6 protein-coding genes and 2 riboswitches are annotated in these 13,422 nt (G+C 55.5%); of the genes, 4 read left to right on the forward strand and 2 right to left on the reverse strand.

Annotated elements, in window-relative coordinates; all coding sequences use genetic code 11:
* Positions 1-293: 293 nt before the first annotated feature.
* The 3 genes from asnA to B5E43_RS00370 are packed head-to-tail and all read left to right on the forward strand — an operon-like array spanning position 294 to position 4,384.
* The gene (gene asnA, locus B5E43_RS00360; RefSeq protein ID WP_087392768.1) at positions 294-1,307 is read left to right on the forward strand and encodes an aspartate--ammonia ligase; all 1,014 of its coding nucleotides are present in this window, start codon (positions 294-296) and stop codon (positions 1,305-1,307) included.
* A 22-nt stretch (positions 1,308-1,329) separates the two neighbouring features.
* Positions 1,330-2,007, forward strand: coding sequence for a vitamin B12 dependent-methionine synthase activation domain-containing protein (locus B5E43_RS00365; protein ID WP_087392769.1), 678 nt, complete (start codon positions 1,330-1,332; stop codon positions 2,005-2,007).
* Positions 1,994-4,384: a homocysteine S-methyltransferase family protein gene (locus B5E43_RS00370; protein WP_087392770.1), complete on the forward strand. Its 2,391-nt coding sequence runs from the start codon at positions 1,994-1,996 to the stop codon at positions 4,382-4,384. Before B5E43_RS00365 ends, B5E43_RS00370 begins: the two co-directional genes overlap by 14 nt.
* A 129-nt stretch (positions 4,385-4,513) precedes the next feature.
* Here B5E43_RS00370 and B5E43_RS14795 read toward each other — a convergent pair whose 3' ends face one another.
* Together B5E43_RS14795 and B5E43_RS00385 are read right to left on the reverse strand one after the other, a co-directional pair.
* Positions 4,514-7,411: a hypothetical protein gene (locus B5E43_RS14795; RefSeq protein ID WP_143382909.1), complete on the reverse strand. Its 2,898-nt coding sequence runs from the start codon at positions 7,409-7,411 to the stop codon at positions 4,514-4,516.
* 39 nt (positions 7,412-7,450) lie between these two features.
* Positions 7,451-7,540, reverse strand: a riboswitch (cyclic di-GMP riboswitch).
* A 700-nt stretch (positions 7,541-8,240) separates the two neighbouring features.
* Positions 8,241-11,951, reverse strand: coding sequence for an Ig-like domain-containing protein (locus B5E43_RS00385; RefSeq protein ID WP_087392772.1), 3,711 nt, complete (start codon positions 11,949-11,951; stop codon positions 8,241-8,243).
* A 40-nt stretch (positions 11,952-11,991) separates the two neighbouring features.
* Positions 11,992-12,081: riboswitch (cyclic di-GMP riboswitch) on the reverse strand.
* Positions 12,082-12,482: 401 nt separating this feature from the next.
* Between B5E43_RS00385 and B5E43_RS00390 the strand changes: the two genes are divergently transcribed.
* Positions 12,483-13,391, forward strand: coding sequence for a glycoside hydrolase family 25 protein (locus tag B5E43_RS00390; RefSeq protein ID WP_087392773.1), 909 nt, complete (start codon positions 12,483-12,485; stop codon positions 13,389-13,391).
* The last annotated feature ends 31 nt before the right edge of the window (positions 13,392-13,422 follow it).

Here is a 13,422-nt window from a genome sequence, read left to right on the forward strand (position 1 = left end):
GAGTTGGACGGGTGCATGTCCTTATAAATTATAAACGAAGACAGCTTTGGGTGCAAGAGTGGGATTGCACTGGAGAAAAGGCCCTGTTAACGGAACGGTCCATGTGCTTCAATTCAGTCTGGAAAGGATGCCCGGCGGTGGAAGCGAGATGGACCGTTGCTTTTCCGGCTTGAATTTTGTATAATAGGGCCTGTTAAATATGGGTCATCCCCTCGCCATAGGTTAAAAAGAGGGGGCAGCTTTGCTCCAATTGAACTTGGAGAGAGCCAATTGTTAGGATAGGAGTGTTCACCATGCGGCAGATTCAACTTCCTAAGGGATATCAGTCTCTTCTTTCCGTCTATGAAACACAAAAGGCCATTGGCCTTCTTAAGCGCCTGTTTGAGGACAAATTGTCCGGTGCGTTGCGGCTGCACCGGGTATCGGCTCCTCTGTTCGTGGCGGCCTCTTCCGGTTTGAATGACGATTTGAACGGTGTGGAGCGGCCGGTGGCCTTCGATATCAACGGAGTTCGGGACACCGCTCAGGTGGTACACTCCCTGGCCAAGTGGAAGCGTCTGGCCCTAAAGCGGTATCAGTTCCAGGTGGGAGAGGGCCTGTACACCGATATGGATGCCATTCGACGGGATGAGGAGCTGGACTATCTCCACTCCGCCTATGTGGACCAGTGGGACTGGGAGAAGATCATTACCCGGGAAGAGCGGAATGTGGAGTATCTCAAAGAGACCGTCCGGGCGATCGTGGGGGCGTTGGCGGATACCCAGGCATTTTTGTGCTCGGTATTCCCTCAGCTGTCGGTGCTGCCCCCCCTGACCACCCAGGTCACCTTCCTCACCGCCCAAGAGCTGGAGGACCGGTATCTGGATTTGACCCCCAAGGAGCGGGAAAACGCCATTGCGGAGGAGTGCCGAACGGTATTCCTCATTGGCATAGGGGGAAAGCTGCGTTCCGGCAAGCCCCACGACGGCCGGGCGCCTGACTATGATGATTGGTCCCTGAACGGCGATCTGCTGGTGTGGGACAGCGTCAATGGGAAGGCCATGGAGCTGTCTTCCATGGGAATCCGGGTGGACCCGGAGAGCCTGGACCGCCAGCTGACCTTGGCTGGCTGCGACAACCGGCGGGAGCTGCCCTTCCATAAGATGCTGCTGGCTGGCCAGCTTCCTCTGACCATGGGCGGAGGCATTGGCCAGTCCCGGGTGTCCATGCTGCTGCTGGGCAAGGCTCATATTGGAGAGGTGCAGTCCTCCCTGTGGGATGAGGATAATTTGGCCGCCTGTCAGGCGGCTGGCATCGAGCTGCTGTAATAAAGAAACGGGAGGAACCGGCATGGCGGTGGCACTGACAAAACTGGATACGGATGAGGTTCTGCGGTACATGGGCTGTCCTCCAGAACAAGCAAAGGAGGACCTGCGGCTACAGGTGGAGCGCGGCACCCAACAGGTGCAGCGGGCGGCGGTGCCGCGCTGGGCCTACCGGGTCTTTGCCATGGCGGTGGAGGAGGAAGGCGTACGCCTGTCCTGTGGTTTGCTGCTGCCGGGAAAGGATTTGAAGGCTCATTTGTCCGGGTGCGGCCAGGTGGTATTGTTTTGCGCCACTCTGGGGGCCCAGGTAGACGCCCTGATTCGCCGGGCAGAGAGCGAGGATATGCTACAGGCCTTGATCCTGGACTGCGCTGCGGCCGCAGCGGTGGAGCAGGTGTGCGATCAGATTGAGGGGCAATTGCAGAGGATGTTTCCGGAAGGACATTTTCCCTTCCGGTATAGTCCCGGCTATGGAGATCTGCCCTTGTCCCTCCAGGGTGACCTTCTGGCCCTGTTGGATGCGCCCCGCCGGGTGGGCTTGACGGCCACTTCCAGCCATATATTGCTGCCCCGCAAGTCGGTGACCGCCTTTTTGGGGGTCGCGGACCGGCCGGTGGAGAGGCGCGTGCGCAGCTGCGTGAACTGCCCCGCCTATCAAACATGCCAATACCGAAAGTCAGGTGGACATTGTGGAATTTCGTGAACTGCTCAAGGGGCCAGGCCCCATTTTATTAGATGGAGGCATGGGAACCATGCTCCAGGCCAAGGGCTTGGCCATGGGGGAGGCGCCGGAGCTGGCGGCGCTGGAGCACCCGGATCGGCTGCTGGAGATCCATCGGGCCTATGTGGAGGCGGGGACTCAGATCCTGTGTGCCAATACCTTTGGAGCCAACCGGGAAAAGCTGGCCCGGACGGGGAAGACGCCGGAGCAGGTGATCGGTCCCTCCATTGCCGTAGCCAAACAGGCCGCGGCGGGCCGGGCTCTGGTGGCCCTGGACCTGGGGCCGTCCGGGCAGCTGCTGGAGCCCACAGGGATTCTCGCCTTTGAGGATGCGGTGGAATTATTTAAAGAAGAAGTCCGGGAAGCGGTGAAGGCCGGAGCAGATCTGGTGATGATTGAGACCATGGCCGACCTGCAGGAGGCCCGGGCAGCCCTGTTGGCCGTCAAAGAGACCTGTGACCTGCCGGTCATGGTCACTATGACCTATGAGGAGCGGGGACGTACCTTCCTAGGCTGTGATCCGGCATCGGCGGCTCTGACCCTGGAAGGACTGGGGGCGGACGCCATCGGGGTGAACTGCTCCTTAGGTCCCCGGGAGATGCCCCCTCTGGTGGAGGAGCTGAACCGCTGGACCACCTTGCCCATCGCCATCAAACCCAATGCGGGCCTTCCTGATCCGGGCGGAGCTGGATACGACATCACCGCCGATGAGTTCGCCCAGAGCATGGCCGAGCTCACCCGGTTGGGCGTGAAGTTGTATGGCGGCTGTTGCGGGACAACCCCGGAGTATATCGCCAAGCTGAAAAAGGCCCTGGAGGGGCGGGAAATTCAGACCATTGCCCGCCATGTGCCCGCCGCCGTGTGCAGCGGCAGCCGGACCGTGGCCATTGACCGGGTGCGGGTGATTGGTGAGCGCATCAACCCCACCGGAAAGAAGCGGATGAAAGAGGCGCTCATTCAGGGGGATATTGACTATATGCTGGGCCAGGCTCTAGCACAGACAGAGGCTGGGGCGGACATCCTGGATGTAAACGTAGGTCTGCCTGAAATTGATGAGGCAGCCATGATGGTCCGGGTGGTCAAGGGGCTGCAGGGTGTGACAGATGCTCCCCTGCAGCTGGACTCCACCCGCCCCGAGGTGCTGGAGGGGGCCCTGCGGGTCTACTGCGGCAAGGCCATCGTCAACTCGGTGAACGGGGATGAGGAGAGCCTGAGCGCTATTTTGCCCCTGGTAAAGAAGTACGGCGCTGCGGTAGTCGGGTTGACGCTGGACCAGAATGGCATCCCCCAAAGTGCCCAAGCCCGGGTGGAGATTGCCCAGCGGATTTTAAAACGGGCACTGTCCTATGGGATTCGTCGGGAGGATGTGTATATCGACTGCCTCACTCTCACCGTTTCCGCTGAGCAGGCAGGGGCGGCTCAGACCCTGGAGGCGCTGAGTCGGGTTAAGTCGGAGCTGGGGCTGAAAACGGTGCTGGGTGTGTCCAATATCTCCTTTGGCCTGCCCGCCCGGCCTCTGGTCAACCAGAATTTCCTGACCATGGCCATGACCCGGGGGCTGGATCTGCCCATCATCAACCCCAATGTGGACGCCATGATGGCGGCGGTACGCAGCTATCACCTTTTGATGAATATTGACAGGGATGCCCGGGACTTTTTGGCGGCCTATGCCGGGGCCCAGGTGTCTGGCACGGTGGTGACGGCGGGGGAGCGGACGGTTGTTTCCCCATCCGGCGGAGAGCGGGACCTGGCCCAGATTGTGGAAGCCGGGCTCAAGGGCGAGGCCGGGGAAGCGGTGCGGCGGATGCTGGAGCAGCGCTCGCCCATGGAAATTGTGGATCAGGTGCTCATTCCAGCTCTGGACAAGGTGGGAGCGGACTTTGAGGCCGGACGCGTATTTTTGCCCCAACTCATCCAGTCGGCGGGGGCGGCCCAGGCGGCCTTCGAGGTGATCCGGGAGAAGCTGTCCGGACAGCCGGGGCAAGAGAAAGGGAAGGCTCCCATTGTACTGGCTACGGTAAAGGGAGATATTCACGACATCGGCAAGAATATCGTAAAAGTGCTGCTGGAGAATTATGGATACCCGGTCATTGACCTGGGCCGGGACGTGGACCCGAAGCGGGTCCTTCAGGCGGTGCGGGAGCATAAGGCACCCCTGGTGGGCCTGTCCGCCCTGATGACCACCACGTTGGGCAGCATGGCGGATACCATCCAGCTGCTGCGCCAGGATGGCGTCCCCTGTAAGGTGGTGGTGGGGGGAGCGGTGCTCACCCCGGAGTATGCCCAGCAAATTGGAGCAGATTTCTATGCCCGGGACGCCAAGGAAAGCGTGGATGTGGCTCGCCAGGTTATTGGGTAAGGGTTCGGGTCGAAAGGCGCCCGGCACGGAAAGAGAACATTCAAAACCGAAAAAACAGAGGAAAAGCCGCCCGTCTCCTTGTGGAGACGGGCGGCTTTTGGTATGAATCAGAGAAATTGGAGATGAAGATCAGTCTTCCCGCTTGCCTTTGCGCTCAGAGAGGGCGAGCCAGGCAAGGCCGGAGCCGGACAGGGCAGAGGCGGCCAGCCACAGCAGAGAGGGATCTCCGGTGGCGGGGACATCGGCCTTGGGAATCTCCTCCTCGGGGAGCTCGGTAACGGGTTCCTCAGTGACAGGTTCCTCCGTAACGGGAGCCTCAGTGGTGGGAGTTTCCTCGTCAGGGACGTCCACAGTGGGGGTATCCTCGGGGGTGTAGTTGTCATCCCCGCCATCATCCCCACCGCTTGGAGGAGTCTGAGGCTGCTCGTACTTCAGATCGAACGCCATACCGAATCCGAACTTCATGTTTTGGAATCCATTGTTAGTAGTGAAAGCTTCTAAACGAGTGGTAAGAGTAAAGACCTCATCGTTATTATAAGCCTGGGCAAATTGGGAATTCAGCTGTGTATTATCAGCCATCTGCTCGTACAGCGTCAAACCGTTAAAGGTATAGACCGAACCATAAAAAGCATAATACAGCGCTTCGGCTGCCTCTTGGCAGGTTTCCGTGATTCTCGCGCCAGAAGCATTTGCGGTCAAACTGGCCAATTCAAGGTCGGTGAGATCCTGGAAAGAAGTGGCAGCGTTGTTAGGAGAACGGAAATGGGTGTTGAAGTAGTCCAGGTAATAGCAGCCGAGATAGGTCTGAGTGATCTCGGCATTGCTCAAATCTTCCCCTGAACCATAGCCGAGTTGAGCAAGCAGAGCTCCGATGGCATCATCCGAGATGTCATTTGTAACGCCCAAGTAGCGCAAAGGCTCATTGATCACTCTTCTGGGAATGAAAGAGTAAGAGGTGCCGTTTTCCAACACAGGGGCGGGGATCGCATAGCCTTCAAAGCCGCTGCCCAAAGAAGTACCGCCAGTATAGGAGTTTACAGTGCCAACCTGAACGGAATCGTTCACATAGTCCATAGCTCTGCCGCTGTTGTTGACCACGCGGAATGTGTAGATCATTTTGTCACCGGGCTGGATTTGATTCGGACCGTCAGCAGCGGACATTTCCTTCATGACCTGCTGTAACACATCGTTGAGATTAATGTGTACCGAGTCAGGAGCGTCCTCAGTAATGGTGATCGTGATTTCCGAGCGGAACACTTGGTCGAGGTAGGTGGCGGGAGTATGAGAGAAAGTGACTCCAGCGCTGGTAGCCTGTTCCGTCATCGCATCCACCGAAGAGATAGACAGGGAACCATAGTCGATCTTATCGACAGTGGGGCCCTCGGGGTTGGGATTCTCGGGATCAGGATTCGGATTCTCAAGAGGATCGGCTACGTACCAGACGGTCATGATAGTGACTCTGCCGTTGCTGATATTATTTTCCAGAGCTCTGAGTTGCTCAAGGGTGACAGTTTGACCGTAAAGTACTCCGTTCTGATCGGTTACATATTGCTGAGCGTCTGCTAAGGAACCGGAAGTGAAGTTTACTTTGTGATAGGAGGGGTAGGAATAGTCGTCATCCGAAGTATAGACCTTGGGCTCCAGGACCTCATAATCGCCGTTTCCGATGGCACCGTAGTAGGGGATAAAGCCTACACACTGCCATGTGTGCCGGTCATTGAGATTGAGGACAAACTCACCGTAATAAGTGCCCACATCGCTGTTGGAAACATAACCGGTGTTGGGATTATTCGTTTTGTTAAACGCATTTTCAAAGGAGAAGACCGTATTTTCCAGCAGATCAAGAGAGGATTTGCTGTTGCCGATGGACATGGTAGCGGTGGAGGGAGTGCCATTATTGTACCAATAGCCCATTTTAGCTCCGGCAAGGTAAATAGAGGTGGTTCCCTTAAACTTATTGATATGAACAGAGGTATCTCTAGACAACTCAGAGAGCGGTTCGCCGTCCATGGTTACAGAGAATGCGGTAATCAGATCGCTGCCGAGTTCCACATCCGCATCAACAGTAGCATAGAGCGTAGCGGACAAATTGCTGCTTTTTACCATACCAGGAATGGTGATGGTCAGCTGACGATTCTCTTCATCATAACTGGCGGTCGCAACACTGTACTCGGGGATAACAGACCCCTTATAATTACCGCTGAAATAAACAACTTTCTTGCTGGAATAATTCGTAAATTCCAGCCCTTCGGAGAATGTGAAGGTGAGCGACAGGTTCTCCAGAGGAAGCAGCCCATTATTATTGAGCTGGAGGTTATACGACAGCTTTTCGCCGGCACTGGCGTTGGCTTTGCTGACAGTATATTTGGTCAGAGCTAAAGTAGCAGCTTTGTTGTCGATATAAGCCTGTACTTCATCTGCACTTAGCGGGGTAGTCTGAGTTGCCTTGCATTTGGAGCAAGTTTCAGTCAACACGCCACCGGTGACGGCTCCATCAGAGTCATAGCTGATGTTCAGATCAGAGGCTTTGAAGCTGCACTCCTCACAACGGGGGATCGTGACCGTCCAGGTCTCCATACGTTTGACAAGGGTGAAGCACTCGTCAAAGTCTTCATTGTCCTCTACATCCGCTACCTGGTCAAGGTCATAGTAAGCGTGTTCATTGTACGAGGGATTGCTTTGGAAGTCATAGACATAATAATAGGTGTTCCGGGTGACCTCCGAGGTGCCGGCAGCCTTACCCTGAACCCGGGCTCTGCTTTCGGAGGAGGCAGAGAAAAGGGAGAGATTGGAGTTGCTCACCGTCCAAATGGTGGAAGAGGTCTTCTTAACGGGCTGTACCTGAGTCTCTTCCGGTTCTGGATAAGCGGCTAAGAGATCCTCCATATAGAGGTATTTCCCTACTTGTACAGTGGGACCCTCCCCCTCGTCTGTAGCGAAGGCGGTGAGGTTGAGCAGACTCATAGTCATGCTCACCGCCAGCGTAACGGCCAGCAGCTTTTTTAATCGTGTTCGCATTTTTGCCATAGTTCCGTTCTCCTTTACCAGTAAATTGAGATCGGAATAAATGGCGGCCGGGCTGGCGTGGCGGAGCAACTCCGCTTTAGCCCCCTGGCTTTGCGTCCCGCCCTTTCAGACGGTTTGCCTTTACATTAATTCCTTGCGCGGCACTCCGCGGGATTACGAATTTGGGTCTCGCTCCTGTAGGAGCGATCGAAAAGAGGTACCTCTTTTCGAAAGGGTATTCAAGTCTAACAAAGCGCTGTGGATGAGAAGGACCAGTTCCAAAACACTTCGGAAGCTGGCTTCTCTTCGCCCCTCCAGCCATAGAACTGAGCCCTGCCAACTGGCGTTTTCCTGAAACAGAACCCGGATCAAGAAGGTAGCGCGCTTTCCTTCCGGCGGGGGATCAGACGGGGAAACGGCAGGTGGGGAAGGGGAGAAGGCGGCAGAGGGAGAACTGGGGAAGGAGTCTAAGAGTTGCTGGATCTTAAAAATCAACTGGGATAGGCTAAGAAATCCTTCCCCTTGGGGCAGACTGGGGTGGTATAAGGTTCCCACTGGTACGTCTGCCTGGTAGTCATCCATGCAGACTGTGAAAATCTTATAGTTGTGCTGGAACCCGAAATCGGGCACGTGTGCTTCACCTCCATCTGCTGAGGATGGAAAAAGTATAGCATAGACTGGTTACAAAACTGGGTACATTTTCAAAAATCTCTTTCAAAAGTGACACATAATTTTTTACAAAAAGAAGATGCGGTTTTTAGCAAAAACTCACAAAAAGAATCCGGCCTGCTCCATACTGTGGAGCAGGCCGGATTGGGGTCAAGGGATAGAAATCACAAAAAGGGAACGATTAGTCTTCCCGCTTACCCTTACGCTCGGAGAGGGCCAGCCAGGCAAGGCCGGAGCCGGACAGGGCGGAGGCGGCCAGCCAGATCAGGGAAGGATCGCCGGTGGCGGGGACGTCAGCCTTGGGTACCTCCTCCTCAGGCAGCTCCGAGGTGGGAGTCTCGCCGTCGGGCAGCTCGGTGCCGGGATCCTTAGGATCCTCCGGATTCTCGGGCGTTTCCGTGGTAGGAGTCTCGGGCTCTTCGATATCCTCCTCGCTTACGTACCAGACGATGATCTCCTTGTCAGAGTTCATAGTACCCTTTACAGGATCACCGGTGATATCGGTTTGCACATAGCCATCGATTTCCTTTTCGGTGCGGTCGGTTACGTCGTAGGAAGAGCCGGAGACCTTGGTGGTGGAGTAGGCGGTAGCCAGCACCTTTTCGGTGCCCTCCTCCAGATAGCGGACAATCAGGTCATAGGAGGTGGTTGTTCCGCCGCCGCCACCGCCGCCAGAGGTCTCCACCGTGTAGGAGACGGTGGGCTTAGCAAAGTTTTCGGGAACTCCAGCGGCTCCAGTCGAGTCCACAGGGTAGAGTGTTGCCTCCAGGTTAGTCAGCAGGCTGGTTTCATGATTGGTGCCGTATTCGTCATACACCCCATAGGTGCCGGAGGTAGACTGGGGGTTGGTAAGGACAACAGAATAGGTGAGTTGGACAGGAGCTGTTTTGGTGACCGGCTGGTTGATCTCCCATACGAAGCACTCCTGGGAGGAGCCGTCCTCGCCCTTGGCATAGTAGCGCAGCAGGAAGGGGTAGACACCGTCCTTGGCAGTTCCAAAGCCGTAGGTGTTCTCATCGATGGTGGTAACAGCCAAAGCGGTGCCGCCCACGGTAAGGGACAGCTTGTCGGCCTGGTTGACGAAGTCGAAGTTGTAGTCGTTGCCGGCGTTGTCCACACCGCTGCCGATGACGTCAACTACCTTGGAGCCGGTGTCCACCAACTGGATGAGTTCGTCCTTCACGTTGTCGAAAATCTTCTCGGTGGAAAGGCTGCCGGAATCATAGCGGGTCACATAGCCCTCGTCGTCCAGCCAAGCGCGGAAGGACTCAATGTACTGGCCGAAGTTGGTCTCATTGTGGTAGGGGTAGGAGACCAGGACCAGGTGGGCCTCATTGGCCGCCTCAGTCAGAGAGGTGGCAGCATAATAGGCAGCGGCCTCATAAGTGGTATAGTAGCCAGGATCATTTATAACAGTGTCCGTGCTGGCTACGTCGCTCTGGGAGGCAGCATTCTTTTCTGCCTCCGTCATGCCATAAGCGCCAATGGTGATGCCCATCTGAGCGTCCGCCCAGGTATCCGAGAAGGAGGGGCAGGGAGTGTTGCCGGGGTAGCGGAAGTCCACAAAGTCACAGTTGCTGTTCCAGTAAACCCTGTCGTTGCACCAATAGGCCTGGGCCATGGCGGCTCCATCCTCATACCACATCCGGGCAGCGCAGTCAGTGAGGAGGATCATATATTTGTCCTCTGCAGAGACAGAGCGGTCAGCCCCGAGCATGGCGCGGGCGGCCTCCACGCCGGCCTGCAGGTTGCTTCCGGAACGGCCATCCATGCCATCATAAGAGGAGTCGGTCATTTCAGTCTGAAGGGCAGCCAAATTGGCAGGATCCTCCAGGGAGAGCAGGCTGCCGCTGCTGTAAAGGACGGGCTCGGAGCCGCCGAAAATCACGAGGCCAGCCTTGGTATTGAGATTCTCAAAGCCAGCAAGTTCACCTAGAAGCTGAGAAGCGGCAGTGGCCAAATCATCCTCATCCGTGCTGGTGGAGCCGTCCAAGACAAACACTACGTCCAGCGCCTGGGAGTAGCTGGCGGCAGGGAGGGATAGAGTCACCTGAGACTGATAATCCTCGTCCAGATTCGTGGCCTTCTTGGACTTGGAGATGTCCCAATCGGGCAGGTCTGGGTCATCGGGCTCCAGGGGGATCAGTCCGTGGGCGGCCTTTAGGGCCAGAGGACCGACGACGGGGCTGGCGGTGTAGCCGGTAAATTCCTCTGTATGCAGAGGCTTTTTGTGAGCGGCCCAGCGGTTGTCAGGGCCGTCCTGATACCAGCCGTCAATGGCGTGATTGCAGTCGTCCAATACCCACTCGGAGTCCGTAGCGCCAAAGGTTAGGGTTGGACCCTCTACGCCTTCGGAGACGTAAATGTCATCTCCGCCGACAGAGGAGTGGTTGTTATAAATAGCAGCGTCAGAGGGGAGAACAACAGTGGGGTCGTAGTTAGCGCCGTAGCCGACATAGAGGCCGCCGCCGTAGCCGTCCAAAAGAGAGTTGCCAACCTGGTTTCCTGTAATCTCCAGAGTAGCGCCCTCTTCTACGGTGAGGGAGCCCTGACGCACATACAGACCAGTATTATGATTGTCTTTGATGTACAGCTTGCTGGTAGCATCCACAAGGCAGGCATAATCATTGTACAGGCGAACTGCAGCGTAGCCATAAGAACTGTTGGAAGCGTTATCCATCACAGTTACCGTGGAGTTATCGGTGATTTGCAGTTCATTGTTTACGGTAATGCCCATACCGTTGTTGCTGTTAGCAGTAACGGTGGAATTCTTAATGTGAAGCAGGCCGGCAGAGAGGCCGCGGCTTCCGTTACCGCTGAAATCGACGGTAGAATCTTCAATGATAAAGTGGGAGCCATTGGAGCCGTTTCCGGCGCTGTTAATGACTTCAACATTGGAATTTTTGATCGTGGCATAGAATGTGCCGGTAAAGCCGGAGCGGTTGTTATCAGAGATGTAGGTGGAGTTGGTGATGTTTACGTTATAGCCGCCATCGCCGCCATCCCACTCCAAGGCGTCTTGTTTATAGTTTTTAATGATTAACGTGGAATAATCCAGGTTCAACTGGTTATTGCTGCAGAAATAGATAGCATGTACATTTCCTGCACCCGTGCCGTCTAAGGACATAGTGGCATTGTTTAAAGTGAGGGAAGCATCTTTGCTTGCGCAGATGGTCATCCAGTTCCATTCAGCCGTATAGGGAGTGGAGCCGATACCCTCTAGCACAACATCACATTCTTCAAAGGTCAGGCTCTTTCCCCACAGGGCAATACCATTGTCCGTGAAGGTAATGGTATACTTTTGGCCATCCTCGCTCTTGATCGTGAGGTCTTTTTTGAGATTAATTCCCTTTGTTGTGCAGTCCCGCAGCAGCACGATGGTGGAACCCTCCGGGGCCTTCTCCACAGCCTCGTCCAGCGTATCATAGGCGGTGTCGCCCACCTCAGCCGCGGGACCGGGGACCTGGATCTCCCAGGTGGTCACGGTCCTCTGGAGGGTCATGTTCTCATCCGGATCGTCGACCTCGTCAAAGTCATAGGGGTCCTGCTGGGACTCATCGTCCGGATTGGTCCAGAGGTAGAAATAGCTGGTGTGGGTGATCACAGCCTCGCCCTGGTATACGCCGGTCACGGTGCCGGCTGGGTCCACGGAGGCGATCTGAGGATCACTGGATCTCCAGGACTCATCCGTGGCCTCGTCCGGATCGGTGACGGGCTCAGTGGAGGTGCTGCCGTCATCCCGGCCGGACAGGTCCAGAGTCTGTCCCACTTCCACGGTGAGGGGGTCGCTGCCATCCGTGGCGAAGGCAGTGAGGTTGAGCAGACTCATGGTCATGCTCACCGCCAGCATAACGGCCAGCAGCTTTTTTAATCGTGTTCGCATTTTTGCCATAGTTCCGTTCTCCTTTACCAGTAAATTTGAGATCGGAATAAATGGCGGCCGGGCTGGCGTGGCGAAGCAGTTTCGCTTTAGCCCCCAGGCTTTGCGTCCCGCCTTTTCAGACGGTTTGCCTTTGCATTATTCCCCATACGGACCCATCCGGTTATGAGCTGAAGTGAACCCGTCCACATGTGGACGGGTAAAATGGGGTACCCCATTTTACCATTAAAGGTTCATTGCGGCTGAAAACAAGGATGGTCTGCTCTTCCGTATCTGGGTAGAGTATACCATGGGGGCGTTACAAAACCGGATACATTTTCCAAAATGTGGTTCAAAAATAAAAGAAAAAATGCACAAATATCGCATATCATTTTCATACAAAACAACTAAAACAATAAGGGGCCGTTCCTTTATCAAATGATTGGGGCAAAAAAGAAAGGGAATATTGGTTGCATAGGTCCAGTCGGACTGTTATAATCAAACCTCAAGAAAAGTGTCGAATGAAAGGCACGAGCAAATTCCCAAACGACCTGGAGGAAGACCATGAGTGAGCAGGTACAGCAATATCCACAGCCCGAGCAGCGAGGACCGGGGCGGCGACAGAAAAAGAGTGGCTGGATGGGAAAAACGGCATTGGTGTGTTCCATTTTGGCCCTTGTTCTGGCTGGCACAGCATTATTTTTCGTGCTGTGGGAGCGTCCTCCGGTTACGTTCCAGTATCGGGATATGACGTTGGAAGCCAAAGAAGGGGTTCCCGTCAATGCTTATGCTCCGGATGGTTTTTACTTGGACGAGTTGGGACGGGTGCGCTACCGGCAGGGCGACGAGGAGGCCAAGGTGGGTATCGACGTCTCCTTTTACCAGGGAGAGATCGATTGGCAGCAGGTGGCGGCGGACGGAGTGGAGTTTGCCATCATTCGCCTGGGCTATCGGGGTTACACCGAGGGCAATCTCCGTCTGGACAGCCGGTTTGAAGAAAACATAAGGGGGGCTCTAGAGGCCGGTTTAGAGGTAGGAGTTTACTTTTTCTCCCAAGCCATAACGCCTCAGGAGGCGGAGGAAGAGGCGGCTTTTGTGACGCATGCGCTTGAGTCCTATTCCATCGCCTACCCTGTGGTCTTCGACTGGGAATTTATTACCTCGGGCGGTCCCGCTCGCAGTGACGGGATGGACGGACTTCAGCTGACAGAGTGTGCGTTGGCCTTTTGTCAGGTGGTAGAGAAGGCCGGCTATACGCCCATGGTCTATCTTAACCAGGAGATGGGATACTTTACCTATGATTTAGCTCAGATGGCAGGTATCCCCTTGTGGCTGGCAGAGTATGACAGCAAGCCGGATTTCTATTACCATTTTGACCTCTGGCAGTATACCCACACCGGAACGGTGGCAGGGATTGAGGGCAGTGTGGACTGGAACTTGGATTTCCGAGGCTTGTCTCAGACGACAAAGTAAGAAAAAGTCCCGGCTGTCTAAGGAATAGAGA

Source organism: Flavonifractor sp. An100, assembly GCF_002161175.1.
Lineage (GTDB): Bacteria > Bacillota > Clostridia > Oscillospirales > Oscillospiraceae > Lawsonibacter.